Below are 25,713 nucleotides of genomic sequence, written 5' to 3' on the forward strand. Positions count from 1 at the left end.
AGAATTTCCGGGAGCAAGATGCCATGACCTACCGAGCACCGATCAACGACATGCTGCTGGCCCTCAATCACGGCGCCGGCCTGCAGGCGGCCCTGAAAGCCGGGCATTATGGCGATTTCGACGCCGATATGACCGCTGCGGTGCTCGAAGAGGCCGGCCGCTTTGCCAGTGACGTTCTGGCGCCGCTCAATACGGTGGGCGACAAGAACGGCATCAAGCTCGCAGATAACAAAGTCACCACCGCCCCCGGCTGGCCGGATGCCTATGCGCGCTGGACCGCCGCCGGCTGGAACGGCGTCTCCGGTCCCGAGGCCTTCGGCGGACAGGGCCTGCCGCTGGCCGTCAATGCCGTCTGCACCGAAATCTGGAGCGCGTCGAATATCGCCTTCGGCCTCTGCCCGCTGCTGACGCTGTCGGCCATCGAAGCACTCGATGCCCATGGCAGCGACGAGCTGAAAAAGATCTATCTGGAGAAGCTGGTCACCGGCGAATGGACCGGCACCATGCAGCTCACCGAGCCGCAGGCCGGCTCCGATGTTGGCGCGCTGCGCTCGCGTGCCGAGCGCCAGGCGGACGGCAGCTATCGCATCTCCGGCACCAAGATCTTCATTACCTATGGCGATCACGACATGACCGATAACATCGTGCATTTCGTGCTTGCGCGATTGCCCGATGCCCCCGCCGGTACCAAGGGCATCTCGCTATTCCTGATTCCAAAATTTCTCGTCAATGCCGACGGCTCGCTCGGCGAACGTAACGACATCCATGCGTCAGGCGTCGAGCACAAGCTCGGCATGCACGCCTCGCCCACCTGCACCATGACCATGGGCGACAAGGGCGGCGCCATTGGCTACCTGATCGGCGAGGAAAATCGCGGCATGCTGTGCATGTTCACGATGATGAACCAGGCCCGGCTCGGCGTCGGCCTTGAAGGCGTCGGCATTGCCGACCGCGCCTATCAGCAGGCGCTGGCTTTTGCGCAGGAGCGTAAACAAGGCCGCGGCATCGGTAGCAAGACCGCCGGCATGGACCCGATCATCGTGCATCCCGACGTCAAGCGCATGCTGATGCAGATGCGCTCGCTCACCGCCGCTGCGCGCACCATCTGCTACGCCACCGCCGTGGCGCTCGACGTGGCCGCGCGTTCGCCCGACGCCAAGGTGCGCACCGAAGCGGCGGCACGCGGCGCCCTGCTGACGCCAATCGCCAAGGCCTTCTCCACGGATATCGGCAATGAAGTGACGTCATTGGGCGTGCAGATCCATGGCGGCATGGGCTTCATCGAGGAGACCGGCGCGGCACAGCACTACCGCGATGCGCGCATCACCGCGATCTATGAAGGCACCAACGGTATCCAGTCGATCGATCTCGTCACGCGAAAACTCGCGGCATCAGGCGGCGAAGCGGTCTGGGCGTTGATCGAGGAGCTCTCCGGCATCGTCAGCCGCGTCGAGGCCTCCAACGATCCCGGTTTCGGCACCACCGGCGCAAAACTCCGCGACGCGCTCGGCTCGCTGGAGCGTTCGAGCAAGTGGCTGCTGGAGAAGCTGGCCTCGGCGCCGAACGACGCACTGTCCGGCGCCACGCCCTATCTGCGGCTGTTCGGCTCCGCGCTCGGCGGCTGCATGCTGGCTAACGAGGCGCTTGCAGCGCGCGACATCGACGGCGGCAGCGATGCGACGCGTTATGTCACACTGGCGCGGTTCTTCGCCGAGAATGTTGCAGTGCAGGCTGGTTCGCTTGAACGCACCGTGATGGACTCCAGTGAATCCGTGATGTCGGCCGATGCCGTTTTGCTGGCATAAACCGTCGCCCACCATATCGGCCGCAGCGGATTGATGTAATATCCGGCAGAGGAAACGCGGCAGCCGCGCTTTTTGCGGGGCGCTTGGGCTATGCCAGGGAATTGACATGACCGAACATCTGATCGTGACCGACGAAGAGGCCACGCGCGTGATCACGCTGCGCCGGCCTGAAAAGAAGAACGCGCTGACGCAGGACATGTATCACGCCATGTCGGACGCGATCGACACCGCGCAGAACAATCCCGATATCCGCTGCATGATCATCACCGGCGGCTCCGGCGCCTTCACCGCGGGCAACGACCTGCAGGATTTTCTGAAGGACAGCGCCGAAAAGGCCGAGGCCCCACGCGCGTCGAACGCCGTGAAATTTCTGTATTCGCTGGCGCAGAACACCAAGCCGATCATCGCCGCGGTGGATGGCATTGCCATCGGCATCGGCACGACCATGCTGTTCCACTGCGACTATGTGCTAGCCTCGACCACCGCAACCTTCTCAACGCCGTTCATCCATCTCGGCCTGGTGCCGGAAGCCGCTTCCAGCCTGCTGTTCCCGCGCACCATGGGTCATCAGCGGGCCTTCGCCGCGCTGGTGATGGGCCGCACGATGACGGCGGAAGATGGCCAAGCCGCCGGTTTCATCAACGAAATCGTGCCGCCCGGTCACACCGAAGTCGAGGCGCGCAAGGTCGCCCGCGAAATTTGCGCCCTGCCGGTGGAAGCCGTGGCAATCTCGCGCCGGCTGCTGAAGCTCCCGCCCGAGGATCTCACGCGGCGCATCGATCAGGAGAGCCATCTGTTCGGCGAGCGCATGAAGTCGCAGGAGGCGAGCGCGGCGTTCAAGGCGTTCTTCGCGCGCAAGAAGGCGTAGGTGCTGGCTTCTCTTAACCTCTCCCCGCTCCCGTGCGAAGCGCAGCTTCGCTAGGCGGGGAGAGGTCACCGCGTCTTCGCGGCGGGTGAGGGGCATGGCACCATGCCAGCATCGATGGAGATCTCGCGGATCACATCGCTGTCGCACTGAGACGCCAAAGTCCTCAATCATCGATACAAGATGCTCAAAATCATGCGACCCGATAGCTCTCCCGAATGGCAATGCCCTTGCGCCGCCCCTCACCCGGATCGCAAGAGCGATCCGACCTCTCCCCGTAAAGCACGGGGAGAGGTTAAGAATGCAGCGCTCGCTGCGTGCACTGTTCTAGCTGGCGCACTATTGTGTGTAGCGCCGGCCGCCCACGCCCAGACCCCCGCATCTCCCGTCGACATCACCGTCCTTGCCATCAACGACTTCCACGGCAATCTGCGCCCTGCCCCCGGCGGCATCACCATCGACGATCCCGCCGATAGGACGAAGAAGATCACCGTGCCCGCGGGCGGCGCGGAGCATATGGCGACGCTGGTCAAGCAGCTCCGCGCTGGCAAGGCGAACAGCGTGTTCGTCGCTGCCGGCGACCTGATCGGCGCCAGCCCATTTCTCTCCGCGCTGTTCCATGACGAACCGACCATCGAAGCACTGTCGATGATGGGCCTTGAGATCGCCTCGGTCGGCAATCACGAATTCGACGAAGGGCGCGAGGAGCTGCTGCGTATGCAGAACGGCGGCTGCCATCCCGTCGATGGCTGCCAGGGTCCGCATCCCTTTGCCGGCGCGACGTTCAACTATCTCGCCGCCTCCACCATTGATACCAAGACCGGCAAGCCACTGCTGCCGTCCTATCAGATCAAGACATTCGACGACATTCCCGTCGCCTTCATCGGGCTCACGCTGAAAGGTACGCCCGGCCTCGTCGCGCCGCCCGGCATTGCCGGCCTCGAATTCAGGGACGAAGCCGACACCGTCAACGCACTGGTGCCCGAACTGAAGGCCAAAGGTGTCGAAGCCATCGTGGTGCTGATCCACGAAGGCGGCTTCCCCACCGGCGACTACAATGAATGTCCGGGTATTTCCGGACCAATCGTCGATATCGTGAAGAAGTTCGACAAGGCGGTCGATGTCGTGGTCAGTGGTCACACCCACCGCGCCTATACCTGCCAGATCGACGGGCGCCTCGTCACCTCGGGCGACAAATACGGCACGCTGGTCACCACCATCGATCTCAAGCTCGACCGCACGACGCGCGATGTCATCAGCGCGAAGGCCGACAACGTCATCGTGCGGACGGCAACCTATGCCGCAGATCCCACCCAGACGGCCTTGCTTGCCGCCTATGACAAGGTTGCCGCGCCCATTGCCAGTCGCCCTGCCGGATCGGTCACCGCAACGCTGTCGCGCATGCCCGACATGACGACCGGCGAAAGCCCGCTGGGCGATATCATCGCCGACGCACATCTCGCCGCGACATCGGCCGGCAATCTCGGCGCCGCCGTGATCGCCTTCACCAATCCCGGCGGCATCCGCGCCGACATCACCAAATCGGCAGACGGCAGCGTGACCTATGGCGACGTCTTCGCAGCGCAGCCGTTCCGCAATCAGTTGGTGACGCTGACGCTCACAGGCGCGCAGATCAAGGCGATGCTCGAGCAGCAATGGATCACGCCGAGCCGGCCCCGCATCCTGCAGGTGTCGAAAGGCTTCAGCTACGCGTGGGATAACACGGCGGCGGCGGGTCAGCGCGTCCCGCCCGAGCGCATGATGCTGGATGGCAAGGTGATCGATCCCACGGCCAATTATCGCGTCACCGTGAACGGCTTTCTGGCCGTCGGCGGCGATGGCTTCACGGTATTGAAAGAGGGCCGGGAGCCGCTGGTCGGCGTCTACGATGTCGATGCGCTGAACGCTTACATGAAGGCCAACAGCCCGGTGTCGCCGATGCCGCTGGGGCGGATTGCGCGGGTGGATTAGGGCAACGACGGTCTGCGCCAGGCTGTCATTCCGAGGCGTTCGCTCGTCATTCCGGGGCGCGGCCGGCACTTGCCGGACGCGAACCCGGAATCCCGAAATGTTTTGCGCTGAACATGTCGAGATTCCGGGTTCGCGTGCGCGAAGGCGCGCCCGCGCCCCGGAATGACGAGTATGGGGCGGGGTAGCACCCTAATATTCCTATATCCCATTGACAGTATCCCTATCTTGATTATATTCCCCTTCGTCCTGCCCCACCGAGAGGGGCGATCGCGATCGTCACGTTCGCGGGGTGGGATGCGGTGGACGCCGGAGATGCGGCGTTACGCGGTTCATGGGGGACGTCTGTCTTCGGGCAGGACGGATCTGCGCCAGCACTGCCACTGGCAAGGAGACGGCTGGCCTTGGGATGGAAAGACCCCTGGACAGTGTGACGGACGACCAACTCGAAACGCGTCCGGCTTACTCGCTTGAGGCTCCCTGTCCCTCCGCCGTGGGACCATCATTTTGGTGATCGGACCGTTCGCCAAGGCAAAGTGCAAGCAGGCTGAAAAAACACCGCATGCGGAACGTCGGGCACTCGCTCGGCGCCTCCGAAAGTCCTGATGCACTCACAATTGCGGAAGACCGCATTCGCATCAGGCCCAAGGGTGCAACGGGCACCCGGCGTTCCGCACGCCCTCTCACAGGGGGCGGGAATGCAAGCGACGACGGCGCCCCCGCGCCGCAAACAATGGGGGCGATGACGCATGTCTGAAGCACAGTGGCTGTTTGAAATTCGAATAGGCAACGACGCGCAGCCGTCATCGCATACTCAGCCGTCATGCGCGGGCTTGTCCCGCGTATCCACGTCTTGGCCGCAAAAAGAGGAAGACGTGGATGGCCGGGACAAGCCCGGCCATGACGTGGGGGAAAGGTCTGAGATCATCGCGAAGTTCGCTTCGCGCCGTCCGGCCATGACGATCATTAAATTGAACGGCCTCCACCTTCTACGCCACGTTCCTCCGGTCGATCTCGCTATGGACATCGAACGGCTCCGGCCGGCCCACCGCATAGCCCTGCGCAAAGTCCACGCCGATCTCGGTGAGCGCCGTGATGATCTCGGCGCTCTCGACGAATTCGGCCACCGTCCGCTTGCCCATGATCTTGCCGATATGGCTGATCATCTCGACCATGGCACGGTCGATCGGATCGGTGAGCATGTCCTTGACGAAGGAACCATCGATCTTAAGATAGTCCACCGGCAGGTGCTTGAGATAGGCGAAGGACGACATGCCGCTGCCGAAATCGTCCAGCGAGAAGCGGCAGCCGATCTGCTGCAGCGCCTGAATGAATTTGTTGGCATCGGCGAGATTGGCGATGGCGCTGGTCTCCGTGATCTCGAAGCAGATGATGGTCGGCGGTATCCGATAGATACGGAATTGCTCGCGGACATAATCCAGAAAGCTTTCATCCTTGAATGTCGCGCCGGACAGGTTGATGGCACAGGTCGAGACCGGCGTGGCACCTTCGGCCAATCGCGCGGCGAGAATGGCGAACGCACTCCTGACCACCCAGCGATCGATCAGCGTCATCAACCCATAACGTTCCGCCGCGGGAATGAAATGGCCGGGCGCAACCAGTTGCCCCGCCTCGTCGCGCAGCCGCAACAACAGTTCGACATGCAGAGTGCCATCCTCTCGCTCGCTCAGCGGAATGATCTTCTGGGCATAGAGACAGAAACGATCCTGTTCCAGCGCATCGTGAATGCGCTGTACCCAGTTCATTTCGCCGAACCGCTGCAGCAATTCGGAATCGCTGGGCTGATGCAGTGTAACGCGATTGCGGCCTTTCTCCTTGGCCATGTAGCAAGCTGCATCGGCCGCGCGCAGCGCCTCTTCCAGCGTCACGTCGGGCTGCGCGATACAGACGAGGCCGATACTGACGGTGACGTTGAACGAACGTCCGTTCCAGACGAAGTTCAGTTCCTCCACCGTCCGCCGCAATCGCTCAGCGGTCGCAGCCGCACGATCCGGCTCGCAGCGCTCCAGCAGCACGGCGAATTCATCGCCGCCAAGGCGGGCCAACAGATTGTCCGGGCGCAGATGTTTTTTCAGTATGCCCGAGACCTGCCGCAGCAGATGATCGCCGGCAGCATGGCCGCAGGTGTCGTTGACGATCTTGAATTGATCGAGATCGAGGAACATCAGTGCATGCGGCCGCGCATCGGCGTCGATCCGCGGCAATGCGTATTGGACCCGACGCTCGAATTCGCGGCGGTTCGCCAGCCCCGTCAGTGCATCATGCGAGGCCTGGAAAGCGAGACGTGAGATGTATTTCTGCTCACGCTCCTTCTCGATCTTCAGCGCCGTCTCGAAGCGCTGACGCTGGATCAGCAGCTTGCGTATCCGCCAGATGCCGAGCAGGATCAACAGCGCCGCGGTAAGCACATTGGCGACCAGCAGAATGCCTTGAATGGCGCGGGAGCCGATGCCGAGGCGCCGGGAGAACTCCACTGCCAGCGGCGAGGTCTGTTCATTGATCTGGTCGATTTGCGCCTTCAGGGCTGCGAGGCGCATCGATCCCACCTTGCCATCGGTGACGCTGGCGTGAATGGCGTCGGCCGTATCCACCAGATTCTGGATCACGGGATCTGTGGCGTGCCAGGTCTCGATGGCTCGGGCGAGATAGACGACCTTGCTGAAATTGCGAAACAGCGAGATCATGCCGGGGATGTCGGCGGCATCGTTGCCGCCTTGCAGGAATCCGTCATAGGCAGCCCGCAGATCCGGCACCGGCTGTTCGAGCGCGCGGCGCGCGATGAGATCCCCGAGCGGCACGGCGATGCTCGCCTGATAGAGACGATAATATCTGTCGTCGCCGGTCTCGGCATAGAGGCTGAGCGAATGCACCGCCTCCATCTGCCCCTTCGACCATCGGCTTTCGCCGGTGACATAGGCGCGGACCGACGACAGGATGTGGATGCTGGTGCCGGCGAGAAATGCCTGCAGCAAGACGATAGCGACGAACGGCCACACCGAACGCAGAAGATGGGGTACGCGCCTTGGATATCTCGATTCACTCATCGCGTACGAACCCACCCCAGACGCGAGCGCCACTGCGGAGTCCGACGATGGAATATGCGCACCTTCTCCGCAGAATGCCGCAACCTCCACCGATAGCAGCCACGACTTAACGCGCGTTTCAATTCCGCGGCGTCAGGCGGTGTCGATGAAACGACATGAATCGAATGTGAAGAAAGCGATCCATAATTCTGATCGGTAGCTTTGTCAGGGGCCGACCGCACCAGCGATGCCCCCCTATCGGAACCTGACCTGACCGGCTAGGTTATCGTCTCATCATACCAGCGCACCCTGCGCTTGCGGACCATTTGCATGACGACACTTCTTCTGAGCCATCCGGCCTCGCTCGATCACCTCACGCCGCCCGGTCATCCCGAACGCCCCGACCGCATACGCGCTGTGGAACAGGTACTAGGTGAGGATCGCTTCAAGGCGCTGGTGCGGGGCGAAGCGCCAGAGGGCGATCTCGAAGTGGTCAGCCTCTGCCATGACAATCACTACATCGATGAGCTGCGCCATGTCGCGCCGAGCAACGGCCTCGTCTATCTCGACGGCGACACGTCGATGTCCCCCGGCACCTGGGAAGCCGTGATGCGCGGCGTCGGCGGCGCAATCGCGGCGACCGACGCGGTGATGAAGGGCGAGCACAGCAATGCCTTCGTCGCGACCCGCCCGCCCGGCCATCATGCTGAGCACAACAAGCCGATGGGTTTCTGCTTCTTCGATCAGGCCGCGATTGCAGCGCGGTATGCGCAGCGCACCTACGGCATTACCCGCGCGGCCGTCGTGGATTTCGACGTCCACCATGGCAATGGCACGCAGGACATTTTCTGGGCCGACCCCACAGTGATGTATTGCTCGACACATCAGATGCCGCTGTTTCCCGGCACCGGTGCATCCCAGGAACGCGGCGAGCACGACACGGTCGTCAATGCACCGCTGCATGATGGCGACGGCAGTGCAAAATTCCGCTCTGCCTTCGACAACCTCATCCTGCCGCAACTGCAGAAATTCGCACCGGAACTGCTGATCATCTCCGCCGGCTTCGATGCGCATCGTCGCGATCCGCTCGCGTCGCTCAATCTCGACGCCGAGGATTTCGGCTGGGTGACGCGCAAGCTGATGGATCTGGCCGACAGCACCGCCGGTGGCCGCATTGTCTCGGTACTCGAGGGTGGCTATGATCTGCAGGGCTTGAAAGAATCGGCCGCAGCCCATGTTTCTGCGCTGATGGGGGCATCGCGCTGACAGGGGCGCAGGTCGCAAAACGTACCCGCCACAATACGCCCTCAAACATATCTTTGACTCCGTCCTTCCAAAATGCGCACACGGGAAACCGAATGGCCGAGAACACCCATGCTGACGTCAAGAAGCTGACGTTTGAGACCGCGATCGAAGAACTGGAATCGATCGTGAAGCGCCTCGAAGACGGCAAGGTGCCGCTGGAAGAGTCGGTCGCCATCTATGAGCGCGGCGAGGCGCTGAAACGGCGCTGCGACGAGTTGCTGCGTCAGGCCGAAGCCCGCGTGGACAAGATCACCACGGATTCGAATGGCAAAGCGATCGGCACCGAACCGCTGGACGTCCAGTAGGAAATCGCGCGGGCTGAGACCTCGCACCACCCCGCGGCCGAATTAGCGCTTGGCGCATGGCGCGGCCTGTTTATAGTCCGCCGTCAGTCCGGGGAACCAGCGTGCGCGTCCAGCACCGTCATGTCATCTATGTGCAGGGATACGATCCGCGGGGACTCTCGCAGTATTACCGCATGTTTCGGACCGAACTGCGCAAGTTCGGCCGCCTCTATGGCCTGACCACCTCGGTCAGCCGGCCGAAGGGCCATACCGAAGGCGAATTCGCGCATGAATCCGCCTCCTGGCGCATCGAAACCTCCGGTGACGGCTGGCAGACTACGACCGATTACGACTTCCTGCGCTGGGAAGACATGATCCAGCGCGATCTGGCCGTGCCGATCTGGCGCACGCTCATCCACGCCATCGCCATCTATTGGGGCCTCGTCTTCTCGGGCACGATGGGCCGGTTCTGGAAGGCGCATTGGCGCTTCGCCACCTTCATCAGCTGGCCCCACGTCCTGCTGCTCAACGGAGCGATCTGGTCGGCGGGTATCGCCTGGCTATTCGCGCTAGGGCTGCAGGCGCTTGGAATACACGGATTTCTGGTGGGCTGCGGCGCTGCGGCGGTGTTTGTGGCCGTCCTCGGCTCGCTGCTGAAATACACCGAAAAACACACCTATCTGCTCTATCTGATGGCCGACACCATCTTCACCTGGCAGTTCTCCCACGGCAACCGGCCGGACTGGGACGCCCGGATCGACCGCTTCGCGCAGCATCTGGTCCAGGTTGCCAAGTCTACCAAAGCGCAGGAAATCGTGCTGGTCGGTCACAGCTCCGGGTCGTTCCTTGGCTCCGAAATCCTCGCCCGCGCGCTGAAACTCGATCCGGAACTCGGCAGCCACGGCCCTCGCGTCGTGCTGCTGACGCTCGGCGGCAATATGCCGATCGTCGGCTTCCATAGAGTCGCGCAAGGCTTTCGCGACAATTTGCGGCTGCTGGCCGTGGAGCCTTCCATCGACTGGATCGACTGCCAGTCCCGCAAGGACGTGATGAACTTCTTCCCGTTCGATCCCATCGTCGGTCACGGGATCGACGCTGGCCCGGCCCGGCGGAATCCAACCATCGTCCCCGTCCGGTTCCGTGAAATCATCCGCCCGGAACATTACAACCGGTTCCGCTGGAAGTTCTTCCGGGTGCACTTCCAGTTCGTCATGGCCAATGAGCGGCCGCATGCCTACGATTTCTTCATGATCGTTTGCGGGCCCGTGCCTCTCAGGGGGCGTGTCAGTCAGCCGGCCACAACTTTGGCGTTGGTCGATGGCCCCCCCACTACCCGCGAAAACGCATGGAAAAAGCTCGATTTGGGCGCGAAGAGCCCCACTCATACGGGTTCCCATGAGACGGAACCGGTCGCCCGGCGCATCGGTTAGGACACCGCGCGAATGTCCATAGCGCCTTTGTGCTGCCACCCCCGCAGGCACGGCGGTTGGCTTTGGCCATCGCTTTGGTGTAAAGGGACTAGGACTATGCGCTGACGAGCAGGCTGAAACGCCGGCCGTTAACGTAGATAAGCGCTTCATTCATCTGGCAAAAATGATCAGATGAAGTCGCCGCTAAGCATGTTAGATATCACACTGAAAAATCGAAGCCCATTATAAGGCCTCGAAACAGGCTTCCCGGTTCTGGAGGCTGCGGTTGTCCGGTGGGCGCGCGGAAACGCGACGGCCCCGAAGCCAGACGCAGTCCCGGACATGTAAAATTGGAATAGTGCCGTGACCGATTTTAGTAAGACACCGTTGCTCGATACCATCAAGACTCCGGAAGATCTCCGGAAGCTGAAGATCGAGCGGGTTCGTCAGGTTGCCGACGAGCTTCGTCAGGAAACCATCGATGCGGTGTCCGTCACCGGCGGCCACTTCGGCGCCGGCCTCGGCGTTGTCGAACTGACCACCGCCCTCCACTACGTCTTCGATACGCCGCGCGACCGCATCATCTGGGACGTCGGCCATCAGGCCTATCCGCACAAAATCCTCACCGGTCGCCGCGACCGTATCCGCACCCTGCGCACCCCCGGTGGCCTGTCGGGCTTCACCAAGCGCAGCGAGAGCGAATACGATCCGTTCGGCGCTGCGCACTCCTCGACTTCGATCTCGGCCGGCCTCGGCATGGCGGTCGCCCGCGACCTCTCCGGCGGCAAGAACAACGTTATCGCCGTGATCGGTGACGGTTCGATGTCGGCAGGCATGGCTTATGAAGCCATGAACAACGCAGGCGCGATGAATTCCCGCCTGATCGTCATCCTCAACGACAACGACATGTCGATCGCGCCGCCGGTCGGCGCCATGTCGGCCTATCTGTCGCGCATGTATTCGGGCAAGACCTACCGCTCGCTGCGCGATGCCGCCAAGCAGCTCGGCAAACATCTGCCGAAGCTGATCGCCGATCGTGCCGAGCGCGTCGAAGAATATTCGCGCGGCTTCATGGTCAACGGCGGCACGCTGTTCGAAGAGCTCGGCTTCTATTATGTCGGCCCGATCGACGGTCATAACCTCGATCACCTGCTGCCCGTGCTGCAGAACGTCCGCGACATGGAGACCGGCCCGATCCTGCTTCACGTCGTGACCCAGAAGGGCAAGGGCTACGGTCCGGCCGAAGCCGCCGCTGACAAATATCATGCGGTCGTCAAATTCGACGTCGCCACCGGCACCCAATCGAAGTCCAAGCCCAACGCCCCGGCCTATCAGAACGTGTTCGGCCAGAGCCTCGTCAAGGAAGCCGAGAAGGACGACAAGATCGTCGCCATCACGGCGGCCATGCCGTCGGGTACAGGCGTCGACATCTTCAACAAGGCGTTCCCGAACCGCACCTTCGACGTCGGCATCGCCGAGCAGCATGCGGTGACCTTTGCCGCCGGTCTTGCGACCGAAGGCTACAAGCCGTTCTGCGCCATCTACTCGACCTTCCTGCAGCGCGGCTACGACCAGATCGTCCACGACGTGGCGATCCAGAATCTGCCCGTGCGTTTCGCCATCGATCGCGCCGGACTGGTCGGTGCGGATGGTGCGACCCATGCGGGCTCATTCGACAATGCCTATCTCGGCTGCCTGCCGAACATGGTCATCATGGCTGCCTCCGACGAGGCCGAACTGGTGCACATGGTCGCGACCCAGGTCGCCATTAACGATTCACCGAGCGCCCTGCGCTATCCCCGCGGGGAAGGCCGCGGCGTCGAGATGCCTGAAGTCGGTATCCCCCTGGAAATCGGCAAGGGCCGCATCGTCCGCGAAGGCAGCAAGGTTGCTCTTCTGTCGTTCGGCACGCGCCTTGCCGAATGCGAGAAGGCGGCCGACGAACTGGCCGCCCACGGCCTGTCCACCACGATTGCCGATGCACGTTTCATGAAGCCGCTCGACACTGACATGATCCTCAAGCTCGCCCGCGATCACGAGATCCTTCTGACCGTCGAGGAAGGTTCGATTGGCGGATTCGGCTCGCATGTGATGCAGCTGCTCGCCGACAACGGCATGCTCGACGGCGGTCTGCGCATGCGTTCGCTGGTGCTGCCCGACATGTTCCAGGATCACGACACGCCAGCAGCGATGTATGCCCAGGCGGGTCTGGACTCCAAGGGGATCGTCAAGAAGGTGTTCGAGACCCTCGGCAAGGATTTCAAGGCCGAGACCGTCAAGCTCGCCTGATCTGTCGTTGAACGCAACATCGCGTTTGCAATTGCGAAGAGAATACGACGAGGCAATTCGGCAGAAACCGCCGGATTGCCTCGTTCTCGTCTGAATTGGCTCGTCAATGTCGGCGCGGCTCACTATGAGACGGGGACTTCATGAATATCTATCTCGCAGGCCCCGACGTGTTCCTGCCCAATGCCGCCGAGATCGGCCGGCAGAAGGTCGCGCTCTGCAAGCGCTACGGCGCACACGGGTTCTTCCCGCTCGATAACGCCATCGACATCAATGCCGGCGACGCCTCGCGCCAGATATTCCACGGCAACGAAGCGATGATGAACCACTGCGACATCATCATCGCCAATCTCACGCCATTCCGCGGCCCCAGCGCCGATGCCGGTACGGTGTTCGAGCTCGGCTATATGGCGGGCCACGGCAAGCTGTGCTTCGGCTATTGCAATGACCCCGCGCTCTATATCGACCGCGTCCGCCGTATGACGGAGATCACCGATCATGATGGCCATCTGGTCGATGCGAACGGGCTCACCGTCGAAAATTTCGGCCTCGCCGACAATCTGATGATGATCCACGCGCTCGATCTCTATGGCGCGTCCATGATCGTCCCCCGCGAAGCGCCCAATGATCTCTGGCAGGATCTGACGAGCTTCGAAGCCTGTTTGAAACTTGCTGCATCGTACTGACCATGATGAAATCTCCGACCACTGCGACTGCGCTACGCAAGCGCGCCGATACGCTTCTCGTCGAACGCGGCATTTTCGAAAGCCGCGCACGTGCCCAAGCTGCCATCGAAGCAGGTCTCGTGAAGGCCAACGGCAAGGCTGTCGCCAAGGTCTCCGAACCGTTACCGCTCGATGCCGCGATCGAGGCTGAACCGGCGCATCCCTGGGTCTCGCGCGGCGGCGTCAAGCTCGCAGGTGCGCTCGAGCAATACCCGATCGAGATCGAGGATCACGTCTGTCTTGACGTCGGCGCCTCCACCGGCGGCTTTACCGAAGTGCTGCTCGCCAACGGCGCCAGCATGGTGTTCTCCATCGATGTTGGGCACAGCCAGCTCCATCCATCGCTGCACGGCCATCCGAAAATCATCTCGATGGAGGAGACCGATATCCGCAGCTATGAGAACAAGCGTCTGCCGGCCCGCCCGGATGTGGTCGTGATCGATGTCAGTTTCATTTCGCTGAAGGCGGTACTGCCTGTTGCGCTGTCGCTCGCGGCGGCGCCGATGAGCCTGCTAGCGCTGATCAAGCCGCAATTCGAGGCCGATCGAAAGCAATCCAAACGCGGCATCATCAAGAACGCCGCGGTGCATCAGGCCATCTGCGACGACATCACGGATTTTGCCAGGACGCTCGGTTGCACTGATATTGAAGTCTTCCCGTCGTCAATCACCGGCGGCGACGGCAATATCGAATTCTTCATGGGTGCCCGGCGTGGCTGAACGCCTGACCATCGATCATGTCGGCCAGCGCGGCGACGGCGTCAGCTTCGCAGACGGCGCGTCACTATTCGTGCCCTACACGCTGGCGCATGAGGTCGTCGAGGCCGGCCCCGATGACGGGCATCCGGAGCGGCGGCGACTGCTGCAGATCGACACGGCCAGTCCGGAACGGATCGACCCGTTCTGCACCTATTTCACGCGCTGTGGCGGCTGCGCCATCCAGCACTGGCAGCCCGATCCCTATCAGACCTGGAAGCGCCAGATCGTGATCGACACGCTGGCACAGGCGAAGATCACCTGCCCGGTCGATCCGATCGTCGATGCCCATGGCGCCGGCCGCCGCCGCGTGACGCTGCATGCCCGGCGTGGCAGCGATGGCGAGCTGCGTGTCGGCTTTGCGGCATCGGCGAGCCACGCCATCATCGCCATCGACGCGTGCCCGATCCTGGATCCTGGACTGGATGGCGCGCTCGATGCCGCACGCGCGCTGGCCGAGGTGTTGAAGCCGGTCAGCAAACCGCTGGACATTCAGGTGACAGCCGCCAGTAACGGACTCGATATCGACGTCCGCGGCACCGGGCCATTGCCGACCGCGATCATCACGACACTGTCGCGCATTGCCGAAGCGCACAAACTGGCGCGGCTGACACGGCATGGCGAACTCGTGCTGATGCGCGTGCCGCCGGTCGTGACGATGGGCAGCGCACAGGTCACATTACCACCCGGCTCGTTCCTGCAGGCCACCGCGGCCGGTGAAGAGACATTGGCGGCGCTTGTGCTCCAGCTCTGCAAAGGCGCGAAAAACATCGCCGATCTGTTCTGCGGTATCGGTCCCTTTGCGCTCCGGCTTGCAACCAAATCCAAGGTCACCGCGCTCGACAGCGACAGTGGCGCGATCACATCGCTGCAACAGGCCATCAAGGACACCAAGGGACTGAAGCCGATCAAGGCCGAGATGCGCGACCTGTTTCGCCGTCCACTGGTACCGCAGGAATTGCGCGACTTCGACGCTGTCGTGTTCGATCCGCCGCGTCAGGGCGCGCAGGCACAAGTTGAACGGCTCGCGGCAAGCAAGATGCCCGTCGTCGTCGCCGTGTCGTGCAACGTCCAGACCTTCGCACGCGATGCAAAGATCCTGATCGATGGCGGCTACAAGCTCGACAGGGTCACACCCGTGGACCAATTCCGGCATACGCCCCATATCGAATTGGTGGCCCGCTTCAAACGCTAGTTGTCTTTTCACGGTGCTTGCGCTGGAGTGCACTCACGCTGCCGCACAAGTGCAGCATGGAGGCGACGTGACACCCATCGATCCCAACATTCTGCCGGCTGGAATTCGCTCGCGCTTTGTCGAGGACATCAACGGTTTGCGCGTCCATGTGCTGGAGGCCGGCTTCGAAACCAAGGGCCGGCCCTGCATCCTGCTGGTGCACGGCTTTCCCGAACTGGCCTTCAGCTGGCGCAAGGTGATGCCGCAGCTGGCCGCGGCCGGCTATCACGTGATTGCACCGGACCAGCGTGGCTATGGCCGCACCACCGGCTGGAGCGCCGACTATGATGGCGATCTGCGTCCCTTCAATCTGCTCAACCTCGTGCGCGATGCGGTCGGGCTGGTCGCAGCCTTCGGCTATCGCCATGTCGATGCGGTGGTCGGACATGACTACGGCAGCTCGGTCGCAGCATGGTGCGCACTGGTGCGGCCGGATGTCTTCAAATCCGTCGTGCTGATGAGTGCGCCCTTCGCCGGGCCTCCGCCGCTGCCATTCGGTACCGCCGATCAGCCGGCTCCGCCAAAGGCGGAAGATCCCGTGCATCGCGACCTCGCCGCACTGCCGCGGCCGCGCATCCACTATCAGTGGTACTACGCGACGCGCGATGCCAACGCGCATATGCAGCACGCGCCGCAAGGCGTGCATGATTTCCTGCGCGCCTATTATCATCACAAAAGTGCGGACTGGTCGGGCAATACGCCCACTCCATTGCAAGGCTGGACCGCGAGCGAACTCGCGAAATTGCCAACCTACTATGTGATGGACCGCGGCCAGACCATGGCCGAGACCGTCGCTGCGGAAATGCCGACGCCCGAGCAGGTCGCATTGTGCAAATGGCTGCCGGACAATGAGCTGGCCTTCTATGCCGGCGAATATGCCCGGACCGGCTTCCAGGGCGGATTGCAATGGTACCGCTGCAACACGACAGGCGCGTTCAATGCAGACTACGAGACCTTCGCCGGGCGCACCATCGACGTGCCCTCAGCTTTCATCTCGGGCAAGCAGGACTGGGGCATCTATCAGCGTCCCGGCGCCATCGAGGCCATGCAGAACAGCGCCTGCACGGACATGCGCGCGGTTCATCTGATCGACGGCGCGGGCCATTGGGTGCAACAGGAGCAACCAGAAGAGGTCAGCCGCTTGCTGCTCGAGTTCCTGAAAGACAACAGCCCGCCGTCATAGCCCCTGCGATCAGATCAGGCCAGCACGAGCCGGCCGGCCTCCGCCATACTGACATCGCGCTCGCCGAGCAGATGCGTGACGATCTGCTTCTGCGTCTCGGTTTCCACCAGCGCGAACGGATCGGGCGCCATCAGGCGATGATCGATGACAAGGCGCGACAACAGCAGACGCCGCGCATCGCCGCGTCGTGCGTGGATGCGGTGCGCTTCCCATGTGAGTGCCACGGCACTGGCCACATGATACAGAGAACTGGTCGCACGGCGGGCGTCGCCTTCGTTGTCCGACCGTGCGGCGACCTCGCGCGCGAAGCCGATGGCACGGTCGGCGAGACCGCGCAGCCGATCGCGCCATGCCTGTGGCACGCTCGGAGAATCGTCCAGCCGCGCATGCAGATCGGCCGCAAGCGCGGCTTCCGCGCCATGCCGGCCCACGGCACGCGTCAGCGCATCCAGCGCTACGATATTGCCGGTGCCCTCCCAGATCGAGCCGAGATGCGCATCGCGCAGCAGCCGCGCGGTGGCGAATTCCTCGATGTAACCGACACCGCCGCGCATCTCCATCGCATCGCCGCAGACCTTGCGCGCATCACGCGTGGCACGGAATTTCAGCGTCGGCGTCAGGATCCGCAGCAGCGCTGCGGCGTCCTGGCTGCCGGCTTCGGCGCGGTCCAGCGCATCCGCAGTGAGGAAGCTCATCGACAACGCCTGCTCGGTCGCCACCATGATCTTCATCAATTGCCGCCGCGCCAGCGGCATGTCGATGATGCGCTGGCCGAATACGACACGGCCGCGCGCGACTGCCATCGCATCGTGCCAGGCGCGGCGCATCAGCGAGGTCGACTTCACGCCATTCGAGAGACGCGACGAGTTCACCATCTCGGCCATCTGCACGAAGCCGCGATCGAGCTTGCCAACGGCATATGCAATGGCGCCCTCGAGCTTGATCTCACCTGACGCCATCGACCGCGTACCAAGCTTGTCCTTCAAGCGCACGATCCGGTAGTGATTGGGCGTGCCGTCATCGAGCGTCCGCGGCATCAGGAACAGGCCGACGCCCTTGGTGCCGCCGACCGCACCTTCCGGCCGCGCCAGCAGCATCACGACCTTCGCATCGGCATTGGAGCAGAACCACTTTTCTCCATACAGCCGCCAGTGATCGCCCTCCTGCACGGCCCGCGTCGTCAGTTTGCCGACGTCGGAGCCGCCTTCCTTCTCGGTCATGAACTGGCCGCCCTGGGTCAGCTTGCTCATGTCGGTCTGCGTCAAGCCGTCGAGATATTTCGCCTTCAGTGCGTTATCACCATAGTTCGAGAGCAACTTGGCCGCCCCATCGGTGACATTGATGGGACACCCCATGCCGAACTCGGCCTGGTTGAACAGGAACGTAAAGGCGTGTTTGGCCGCCACCGGATAGGTCGAGGGCCAGCCCATGATCCCCTTGCGATGCGACAAAGCGTGAATGCCGAATTCGCCGAAGGCTGCGTTCTCAAGCTCGCGATAGGCCGGGTGATATTCCACCCACTGCACGTCCTGGCCGAACTTGTCGCGCTGATGCAGCACTGGTCCATGCTTGTCGGCCATCCGCCCCGCTTCATCGAGCGGCCCACCAACAAGACCGCCCAGCCGATCAAGATGCGGTTCGATATGGTTGAACAGATCCTCCGGCAGATGAATACGCAGCAGATCGGTCAGCGCCGGATCGGCGCGGTAGAAGTTCATGCCGGACGTATCGGGTGCGATCAGATTGGCGGCAATCTGGGCGTGGGCGTTCATGACGACCTCTTGTGTTTGGCAGTTGCGTTTCCATCTTCATCATGCGCCTGCCGCGCCAGCGAATAAAGTGCCCCAGCCGGAGATTTGATCCATGGAAATTCCGCATTACGAAACCGCTTTGATCGTCGGCGTCGGTGAGGGTATCAGCGCATCGCTGGCGAGGCTGCTGTCCAAACATGGCATCCGCGTCGCACTCGCCGCCCGCAATCCTGGCAAGCTGGATGCGCTGTGCCAGGAGACCGGCGCCAAGGCCTTTGCCTGCGACGCGACCCAGGCCGAAGATGTGGCCAGACTGTTTGCAGATGTCGAACGCCAGATCGGCGCGCCGGATATCGTTGTCTACAACGCCAGCCAGCGCGCCCGCGGGCCTTTCATCGAGCTCGCACCTCCCGATGTTGCACAAGCCATCGCAGTTAGCGCCTTCGGCGGATTTCTGGTCGCGCAACAGGCATTGCAGCGCATGTTGCCCAACAAGCACGGCGCCATCCTGTTCACTGGTGCCTCCGCGAGTATCAAGGGCTTTGCGCAATCGGCTCCCTTCGCCATGGGCAAGTTCGCTTTGCGTGGCATGGCCCAGTCGTTGGCCCGCGAATTCGCGCCGCAGGGCATTCACATCGCCCACTTTGTCATCGATGGCGGTATTCGCAGTTCAGTCCGCGTTGAGCCAGCGGACAGGCCGGACTCGATGCTCGACCCCGATGCCATCGCCATGAATTACTGGAACGTGCTACAGCAGCCCCGCAGTGCATGGAGTTCGGAGCTCGAAATCCGTCCATGGGTCGAGAAATTCTGACGCGAGAACGGGGCGAGACACATGAGCGAAGCCGTAAAGGTCATCGACACCGGCACCAGTGAACTGCTGTGTGAGATCCGCGAGCGCGTGGCCGTCATCACCCTGAACCGGCCGGAAGCGCGCAACTCGCTGTCGGACCATCTGACGCCCGCATTGCGCACAATGATCCGCACCTGCGGCGAAAATCCTGATGTCGGCGCGCTACTGATTACCGGCGCCGGCACCGCCTTCTGTTCCGGCGGCGACGTGAAGGGCATGGGCGCGCATCGCAAGCAGACGGTGCTGGAGATGTCGTTCGACGAGCGTGTCGCCGATCTGCAGGAGCGCCAGCGCCTCCTGACCGGCGCCCTCGTTGCCGTGCGCAAGCCCACCATTGCCGCGCTCCCAGGCCCTGCTGCAGGTGCGGGCCTCGCCATCGCCATGGCCTGCGATATCCGCATCGCCGCGCAATCGGCTTTCGTCTCGACAGGCTATCTGCGCGTCGGTCTCAGCGGCGATTACGGCATCGCCTGGCTGTTGACGCGTCTCGTCGGCACAGCCCGCGCGCGCGAGCTGATGTTCACCGCCGAAAAAGTGGAGGCAAGCCGCGCCGAAGCCATCGGGTTGTTCAACCGCGTGGTGCCCGACGACAGGCTGCAGGACGAGGCTTTCGCGCTGGCGCGCGGCATGGCGCAGGGGCCGACGCTGGCACTGCGCTATATGAAGGACAATCTCGACGAGGCACTGGCCTTCGATTTTGCGACGGCGCGGGACCATGAAGCCGAGCGGCTGATCCGCACGACCATGACGGCAGATCACCGCGAGGCGGTGCAAGCCTTCATCGAGAAGCGCAAGCCGAACTTCTCAGGCAACTGAAACGCATCTAGGTCTTCGACTTTGCAGGAGCGGGCGTTTTGGCAAAATCGATGAAGGCGCGTAATGCCGCCGGCAGTTGTCGCCGGCTTGGATAATACATGAAGAAGCCGGGATAGGCCGGGCACCAGTCGGCGAGCACGCGCACCAGCTTGCGCTTGGCGATCAACTCCTCGACCTGTCCTTCGAACACGTAAGCCAGCCCGGCTCCGTCCAGCGCAGCGTCCACCATCAGGTCCTGATCGTTCAAGGTGAGCGCGCCCGTGACGTTGATCTCGACCTCGATGCCGCCGCGCTCGAATTCCCAGCGATAAAGCGCACCGCCCCAGAATCGATAGCGGATGCAGGGCAGATCCTTCAGCTCGTGTGGCGTCTGCGGCGGCCTGTGCTGCTTGAAGAAGCCGGGTGACGCAACGACGGCCGATCGCTGCCGCGGACCGATAGGCACGGCAATCATGTCCGCTGCGACAGTTTCGCCGAAGCGGATACCCGCATCGAAGCCGGCAGAGACCATGTCGACAAGACCGTCATTCACGGCAATCTCGACATTGATCTCCGGATAGGCTTTCAGGAATCGCGTGACGATCGGCAGCAGCACGAGCTGCGCGGATTGCCGGGCGGCATTGAAGCGCAACGTCCCCGCCGGCTTGCCACGAAAATGATTGAGATCTTCCAGCGCGTCATCGATGTCCTGGAATGCCGGGCTAACCCGCGCAAACAGCCGCTCCCCGGCCTCGGTCAGCGCGACACTGCGGGTGGTGCGATTGACCAGCCGGATATCCAGCCGCTCCTCGATGCCGCGCAAGGCATGGCTCAATGCCGAAGCAGATACGCCAAGTTCGACGGCGGCATTGCGAAAGCTGCGATGCCGGGCAATCGCCAGAAAGGTGGCAAGGTCGGCCGGGCCGATCAGGCTCATTGTTGAATCCAGCTCATGAACGCATGGAATAAATAGAGGATTATTTCAGCTCTGGCGAGCCGCTAGTTTCCTCCCATCAGCCCGGCACTGACGCGGGGCCATACGAAAGGGAGACCATCATGCGTGTCTGGTTCATCACAGGAGCATCCCGCGGTTTCGGCGCCCTCATCGCGGCAGAAGCGTTGGCCCAGGGCGACGCCGTCGTTGCAACGGCCCGCGATCCCAGCGCCGTCACCGCACGCCTCGGTGCCCATGAACGCCTGCTGGCCACGCGGCTCGATGTCACCAACGAAGCCCAGGCTCATGAAGCTGCGGCTGAAGCCGTCAAAAAATTCGGTCGCATCGATGTGCTGGTCAACAATGCCGGCTATGGCCTGCTCGGCGCGATCGAGGAAGCCAGCGCCAAGGAAGTCGAACGTCTCTATGCCACCAATGTATTCGGCCTGCTCGGCGTCACCCGTGCCGTGCTGCCGCATATGCGCCGGCAGGGCTCAGGTCACATCATGAACGTGTCATCAGTCGGCGGATATGCCGGCTTCCCCGGCTGGGGCGTCTATGGTTCTACCAAATTCGCCGTGGAGGGCATCAGCGAAGCGCTGGCCGCCGAAGTCGCGCCGCTCGGCATCCATGTGACGGTGGTCGAGCCCGGCTTCTTTCGCACCGACTTTCTGGATGATAACTCGCTGGTGCGCACCGCGCTCGAGATCGGCGACTATCACGCAACCGTCGGCAAGACTCGCGGCCATGCCGCCGACGCCAATCATGCGCAGCCCGGCGATCCCAGCAAGCTGGCAAAGGCCTTCATGCAGCTCGCGGCTGCCAAGACCCCTCCGGTCCGCTTGCCGCTCGGCAGCGACACGGTTGCGCGGATCGAGAGCAAGCATGCTTTTGTCGAGAAGGAACTGGCAGCGTGGCGCGAGGTAGCTACGTCAACCGACTTTACCAAACAGACAGCTTGATTCCGTCTTCGGGACGAGCACTTGCGACGAAGCAATCCGGAGCTAGAGAGAGGGAATTGGATTGCTTCGTCGCGTCGCTCTTGCCTCGGCGTGGCTAATCTTGCCGCGCTCAGGCAAGTGTCGGCTGCAGCGACTGCGCTGCAAGGCGCCATGTTGCGCAAGATGTTCGGGCCGGCGTCGTATCGATCTGCTTCTCGAACCGCATCTGCTTCCAATCGCCCGGTGTCGGCGCGAATGTGAAGCCGGCCTTGCGCGCCAGCGCGAGCATCGCCTCATTGGAGCGCAATGTGTCGCCAAACAGAAAATCGGCGTCCAACGCCGCAGCGCGACACTCCAGATTGGACAGGAGCGCCGCGCCGACGCCCTGCCCTTGCATGGAGTCGGCAACAGACAGTCCCATCTCGAAACGGGATGTCAGTTCATCGAACGCATAGCGGGCTTCCCCGACAATCGTCTCCGCACCATCGCGCGAGATCGTTGCGACGACCGAAAAGCTGTCGGCCTCGCCGACATGGATGAACTTCTGCAGCTGCCCGGCCGGCAATTCACTGGCGGCACCCATGAAGCGATTGTAGCGCGAACGCGTCGACAGGCCGCGAAAATAGCCCTGCAACGCTTCGGCATCTGCAACCTCGACAAAGCGCACCGTGACGGCTGTTCCGCTACGCAGCAACAGCACGTCTGAATACTGGCCGAGATCATCGAGGTTGAGATGTTTCATCGCAGTCGCTCCCTAACATCCCTTGGGCGTCACGCCTGCCAGAAGGGCTTGCCGGCCTCAGCCATCACGTCGTTCACCGAGAAACCCGCATCGTGGATGTCGCGCTCGCTCCACTGCGCCAGTTCACGCCGCTGCTTGGCGCGCTCACGCCAGACGTGAAGGGTCTCAGCGATCGCTCCGAGGCTCAGCGGGGCATGATAATTTGTCATCGATTCATGGGTGCAAGTAGACATTTTTCTCTCCTGAAGCTAAATTTATGCGGCAAATATCGACTTCATTTCCAAATCGCACAAACGACATTGTGCACCGCATCACATGACAAAAATTCATGGATGGCACGAGCGGTGAATCGCCAGGGAGAGAGCGCGGATGAGCACCCGGTTGCCGTCACTCAACGGGCTGCGCGCCTTCGAAGCCGCCGCGCGCCATCTGAGCTTCACCAATGCGGCAAGCGAGCTGAACGTCACGCAGACCGCGATCAGCCATCAGATCAAGCGACTGGAAGAGGAGCTCGGTCTCAAACTGTTCATTCGGCAAAACCGTGCGCTCGCACTCACCCCGCAAGGACACGACTATCTGCCGAGCGTACGCGCGGCCTTCAACGATCTGCGTCTTGCTACGGACCGACTCAAGCGCCGTGACAACGACCACGTGCTGACCGTGAGCACGCTTGCGTCGATGGCGTCGAAATGGCTCCTGCCGCGCATCTCGATGTTCCAGAAAGCCCATCCCGATATCGATGTACGTATCACGACGTCGACCAGCATGGTCGATTTCAAGAGCGGCGATGTCGATGCCGCGATCCGCTACGGCCGCGGCCAATGGCCGGGCTTGCGCGCGGACTGGCTCACCGCCGATCATCTGTTTCCGGTGTGCAGCCCCGCGCTCCTGACCGGCAAAAAGGCGCTGCGACAGCCGCAGGACCTTGCCGGCTATACACTATTGCATTCGAGCGGCGGCTACGACGATGACTGGCGGCTCTGGCTCACCGCCGCCGGACTGCCGGCCAATATTTCGAAGCAACCGGACCTGACCTTCGACATGATTTTCATGACGCTGCAGGCCGCTATCGATGGCCTCGGCGTCGCGATCGGCCGCACCACCTATGTGGAGGGCGATCTGGCCAAGGGCCGGCTGGTGATGCCGTTCGACATTAGCCTGCCCGCCGATGCCGGCTTCTATCTGGTGTCGCCCGAAGCCTCTTCGGACTCGCGGAAGCTGAAGGCTTTTCGTGAGTGGCTGCTCTCGCAGGTCCCGCCGGAGCGTGACCGTCCTGGCCGCTGATCGGCATTGTCGACATCACGTGTTCGCGAGCAGATCGCCATCCGAAACATGCTAGAAGTCTGGCCTGTTTCGGAATGGAGCTTGCGATGAATCGGACGACACTGGCCGCGGTTTTCACCCTTCTGGCGCTGGCGCCTGCGCTCGCACAGCAGGCGCCCACACCGCCGGCAGCACCGCCGCCGCCCGACTTCTCAAAAGTCGAGATCAAGACCACGGACCTCGGTGACGGCGTCTACATGCTCGAAGGCCAGGGCGGCAACATGACGCTGGCCACGGCCAAATCGGGCGCCATCCTCGTCGACAGCCAGTTTGCCCCGCTGCATGACAAGATCAAGGCCGCCATCGCCGCGGTGACACCGCAGCCGGTCAAGTATCTCGTCAACACGCATTTCCACGGCGACCACACCGGCGGCAATGAGGCCTTTGCCAACGAAGGCGCGACCATCGTCGCCAACGTCAAGGTCAGAACCCGCCTGAAAAAGGGCACCACGAATTTCCTGACCGGCGCGCAGAATCCGCCTGCGCCGAAGGCGGCGCTGCCGACCAACACCTACACGCATCAGCTTAAACTCAGTCTGCCCGGCCGCATCGCCGAACTGCGCCATCCCGACAACGCGCATACCGACGGCGACACCTATGTCTACTTCAAGAGCGCCAATGTCATTGCGACCGGTGATACATTCAGCAATGGCCGCTATCCCAATATCGATCTCCTCAACGGCGGCAATATCAAGGGCATGATCGCAGCGACAGACGCCTATCTGAAACTGGCGAATGACAACACTAAGATCGTTCCCGGCCACGGTCCGCTCGCGAACAAGGCTGCGCTGGTCGACTATCGCACCATGCTGGTGACGGCGCGCGATCGCATGGCGAAGCTGATCAAGGAAGGCAAGACCGAGGACGAGGTTCTGGCGGCCAAGCCATTCGCCGATCTCGACGCCAAATGGGCGCCGAACGAAACCGCCAGCAAGAATTTCATTCGCGCTGTCTACGGATCACTGGCAAAGAAGCCGTGGATCAGGCCCTGGTCTAAACCTTGGGGAAAGAAGTCATGAGAGATCTCATTCCCCTCGCCGAGAAGATCGCCATTGAGCTGATCGCACGCAAGCAGACCATCGGCATAGCCGAATCCTCCACCGGCGGTCTGATTTCTGCCGCGCTGCTCGCGGTGCCCGGCGCCTCCGCCTATTTCATCGGCGGCGGCGTGATCTATACGCGCGATGCAAGGCGCGTGTTGATGGATATTTCCGATGATGCGTTTCGGGTACCGGGCATGCGTTCGTCTTCCGAGCCCTATGCACAACTGCTGGCAACGCAGATCCGCACCCGCCTCGGCTGCGACTGGGGTCTGTCGGAGACCGGCGCCACCGGCCCCTCCGGCAATCGCTACGGCGACGCCGCCGGCCATAGCTGCATGGCCGTCGCCGGCCCGCGGAACGAGGTCATGACGCTGGAGACCGGCAGCAGCGACCGGTCCGGCAACATGCACAGTTTCGCGCAGACGGCGCTGACGTTCCTGCTGAAGAATTTGGCGGGGTAGGAAGGCG

Annotated in this window: 22 protein-coding genes; 17 read left to right on the top strand and 5 right to left on the bottom strand. The window is 62.5% G+C overall.

The annotated features are described in order from the left end of the window. Positions 1 to 23: 23 nt before the first annotated feature. From RSO67_RS12675 to RSO67_RS12685, 3 genes are all read left to right on the top strand, one after another. The gene (locus RSO67_RS12675) at positions 24 to 1,805 is read left to right on the top strand and encodes an acyl-CoA dehydrogenase (protein WP_315843742.1); all 1,782 of its coding nucleotides are present in this window, start codon (positions 24 to 26) and stop codon (positions 1,803 to 1,805) included. A 106-nt stretch (positions 1,806 to 1,911) separates the two neighbouring features. Beyond that, positions 1,912 to 2,673 (top strand): crotonase/enoyl-CoA hydratase family protein, encoded by a 762-nt coding sequence (locus tag RSO67_RS12680; RefSeq protein WP_315843743.1) that lies wholly within the window; start codon positions 1,912 to 1,914, stop codon positions 2,671 to 2,673. Positions 2,674 to 2,865: 192 nt separating this feature from the next. Further along, on the top strand, positions 2,866 to 4,641 hold the full coding sequence (locus RSO67_RS12685; RefSeq protein ID WP_410001846.1) for a bifunctional metallophosphatase/5'-nucleotidase: 1,776 nt from the start codon (positions 2,866 to 2,868) through the stop codon (positions 4,639 to 4,641). Between the two features lie 986 nt (positions 4,642 to 5,627). On the opposite strand, the gene RSO67_RS12690 is transcribed toward RSO67_RS12685, so the two are convergent. Beyond that, complete coding sequence (locus RSO67_RS12690) at positions 5,628 to 7,703, bottom strand: putative bifunctional diguanylate cyclase/phosphodiesterase (RefSeq protein WP_315843745.1); 2,076 nt, start codon at positions 7,701 to 7,703, stop codon at positions 5,628 to 5,630. A 309-nt stretch (positions 7,704 to 8,012) separates the two neighbouring features. Here RSO67_RS12690 and RSO67_RS12695 point away from each other — a divergent pair, with 309 nt between their 5' ends. The 8 genes from RSO67_RS12695 to RSO67_RS12730 all read left to right on the top strand — a co-directional run bounded on the left by RSO67_RS12695 (position 8,013) and on the right by RSO67_RS12730 (position 16,863). Next, a complete protein-coding gene (locus RSO67_RS12695; protein WP_315843746.1) occupies positions 8,013 to 8,948 on the top strand; it encodes a histone deacetylase family protein in 936 nt (311 codons plus the stop codon). Between the two features lie 92 nt (positions 8,949 to 9,040). After that, positions 9,041 to 9,292 (top strand): exodeoxyribonuclease VII small subunit, encoded by a 252-nt coding sequence (locus tag RSO67_RS12700; RefSeq protein WP_068734542.1) that lies wholly within the window; start codon positions 9,041 to 9,043, stop codon positions 9,290 to 9,292. A 101-nt stretch (positions 9,293 to 9,393) separates the two neighbouring features. Next, positions 9,394 to 10,701, top strand: coding sequence for an alpha/beta hydrolase (locus RSO67_RS12705; protein WP_315843747.1), 1,308 nt, complete (start codon positions 9,394 to 9,396; stop codon positions 10,699 to 10,701). Between the two features lie 342 nt (positions 10,702 to 11,043). Further along, entirely contained in the window at positions 11,044 to 12,969 is a 1,926-nt protein-coding gene (gene dxs / locus RSO67_RS12710) for a 1-deoxy-D-xylulose-5-phosphate synthase (RefSeq protein WP_315843748.1), read from the top strand. 140 nt (positions 12,970 to 13,109) lie between these two features. Continuing rightward, positions 13,110 to 13,652 (top strand): nucleoside 2-deoxyribosyltransferase, encoded by a 543-nt coding sequence (locus RSO67_RS12715; RefSeq protein WP_315843749.1) that lies wholly within the window; start codon positions 13,110 to 13,112, stop codon positions 13,650 to 13,652. A gap of 2 nt (positions 13,653 to 13,654) precedes the next feature. Beyond that, on the top strand, positions 13,655 to 14,410 hold the full coding sequence (locus RSO67_RS12720) for a TlyA family RNA methyltransferase (protein ID WP_410001847.1): 756 nt from the start codon (positions 13,655 to 13,657) through the stop codon (positions 14,408 to 14,410). Beyond that, entirely contained in the window at positions 14,403 to 15,641 is a 1,239-nt protein-coding gene (locus RSO67_RS12725; RefSeq protein ID WP_315843750.1) for a class I SAM-dependent RNA methyltransferase, read from the top strand. The genes RSO67_RS12720 and RSO67_RS12725 overlap by 8 nt, the downstream gene beginning before the upstream one ends. A 76-nt stretch (positions 15,642 to 15,717) precedes the next feature. Continuing rightward, positions 15,718 to 16,863, top strand: coding sequence for an alpha/beta hydrolase (locus RSO67_RS12730; RefSeq protein ID WP_315844238.1), 1,146 nt, complete (start codon positions 15,718 to 15,720; stop codon positions 16,861 to 16,863). Between the two features lie 14 nt (positions 16,864 to 16,877). On the opposite strand, the gene RSO67_RS12735 is transcribed toward RSO67_RS12730, so the two are convergent. Next, positions 16,878 to 18,635, bottom strand: a complete 1,758-nt coding sequence (locus RSO67_RS12735; protein WP_315843751.1) for an acyl-CoA dehydrogenase family protein — start codon at positions 18,633 to 18,635, stop codon at positions 16,878 to 16,880. A gap of 91 nt (positions 18,636 to 18,726) precedes the next feature. On the opposite strand from RSO67_RS12735, the gene RSO67_RS12740 reads away from it, so the two are divergent. Together RSO67_RS12740 and RSO67_RS12745 are read left to right on the top strand one after the other, a co-directional pair. Continuing rightward, on the top strand, positions 18,727 to 19,428 hold the full coding sequence (locus tag RSO67_RS12740; protein ID WP_315843752.1) for an SDR family NAD(P)-dependent oxidoreductase: 702 nt from the start codon (positions 18,727 to 18,729) through the stop codon (positions 19,426 to 19,428). Between the two features lie 21 nt (positions 19,429 to 19,449). After that, complete coding sequence (locus RSO67_RS12745; RefSeq protein WP_315843753.1) at positions 19,450 to 20,283, top strand: enoyl-CoA hydratase; 834 nt, start codon at positions 19,450 to 19,452, stop codon at positions 20,281 to 20,283. A gap of 7 nt (positions 20,284 to 20,290) precedes the next feature. Here RSO67_RS12745 and RSO67_RS12750 read toward each other — a convergent pair whose 3' ends face one another. Then, on the bottom strand, positions 20,291 to 21,199 hold the full coding sequence (locus RSO67_RS12750) for a LysR family transcriptional regulator (RefSeq protein WP_315843754.1): 909 nt from the start codon (positions 21,197 to 21,199) through the stop codon (positions 20,291 to 20,293). Positions 21,200 to 21,318: 119 nt separating this feature from the next. Between RSO67_RS12750 and RSO67_RS12755 the strand changes: the two genes are divergently transcribed. Beyond that, positions 21,319 to 22,158, top strand: coding sequence for an oxidoreductase (locus tag RSO67_RS12755; protein ID WP_315843755.1), 840 nt, complete (start codon positions 21,319 to 21,321; stop codon positions 22,156 to 22,158). 109 nt (positions 22,159 to 22,267) lie between these two features. Here RSO67_RS12755 and RSO67_RS12760 read toward each other — a convergent pair whose 3' ends face one another. Then, the gene (locus RSO67_RS12760) at positions 22,268 to 22,879 is read right to left on the bottom strand and encodes a GNAT family N-acetyltransferase (protein ID WP_315843756.1); all 612 of its coding nucleotides are present in this window, start codon (positions 22,877 to 22,879) and stop codon (positions 22,268 to 22,270) included. Positions 22,880 to 22,908: 29 nt separating this feature from the next. Next, complete coding sequence (locus tag RSO67_RS12765) at positions 22,909 to 23,112, bottom strand: DUF1127 domain-containing protein (RefSeq protein WP_315843757.1); 204 nt, start codon at positions 23,110 to 23,112, stop codon at positions 22,909 to 22,911. A 136-nt stretch (positions 23,113 to 23,248) separates the two neighbouring features. On the opposite strand from RSO67_RS12765, the gene RSO67_RS12770 reads away from it, so the two are divergent. The 3 genes from RSO67_RS12770 to RSO67_RS12780 all read left to right on the top strand — a co-directional run bounded on the left by RSO67_RS12770 (position 23,249) and on the right by RSO67_RS12780 (position 25,706). Beyond that, the gene (locus RSO67_RS12770; protein ID WP_315843758.1) at positions 23,249 to 24,163 is read left to right on the top strand and encodes a transcriptional regulator GcvA; all 915 of its coding nucleotides are present in this window, start codon (positions 23,249 to 23,251) and stop codon (positions 24,161 to 24,163) included. Between the two features lie 86 nt (positions 24,164 to 24,249). Continuing rightward, complete coding sequence (locus RSO67_RS12775; RefSeq protein WP_315843759.1) at positions 24,250 to 25,221, top strand: MBL fold metallo-hydrolase; 972 nt, start codon at positions 24,250 to 24,252, stop codon at positions 25,219 to 25,221. Then, positions 25,218 to 25,706, top strand: coding sequence for a CinA family protein (locus RSO67_RS12780; RefSeq protein ID WP_315843760.1), 489 nt, complete (start codon positions 25,218 to 25,220; stop codon positions 25,704 to 25,706). The genes RSO67_RS12775 and RSO67_RS12780 overlap by 4 nt, the downstream gene beginning before the upstream one ends. The last annotated feature ends 7 nt before the right edge of the window (positions 25,707 to 25,713 follow it).

It is taken from the genome of Tardiphaga sp. 709 (assembly GCF_032401055.1).
Classification (GTDB): Bacteria; Pseudomonadota; Alphaproteobacteria; order Rhizobiales; family Xanthobacteraceae; genus Tardiphaga.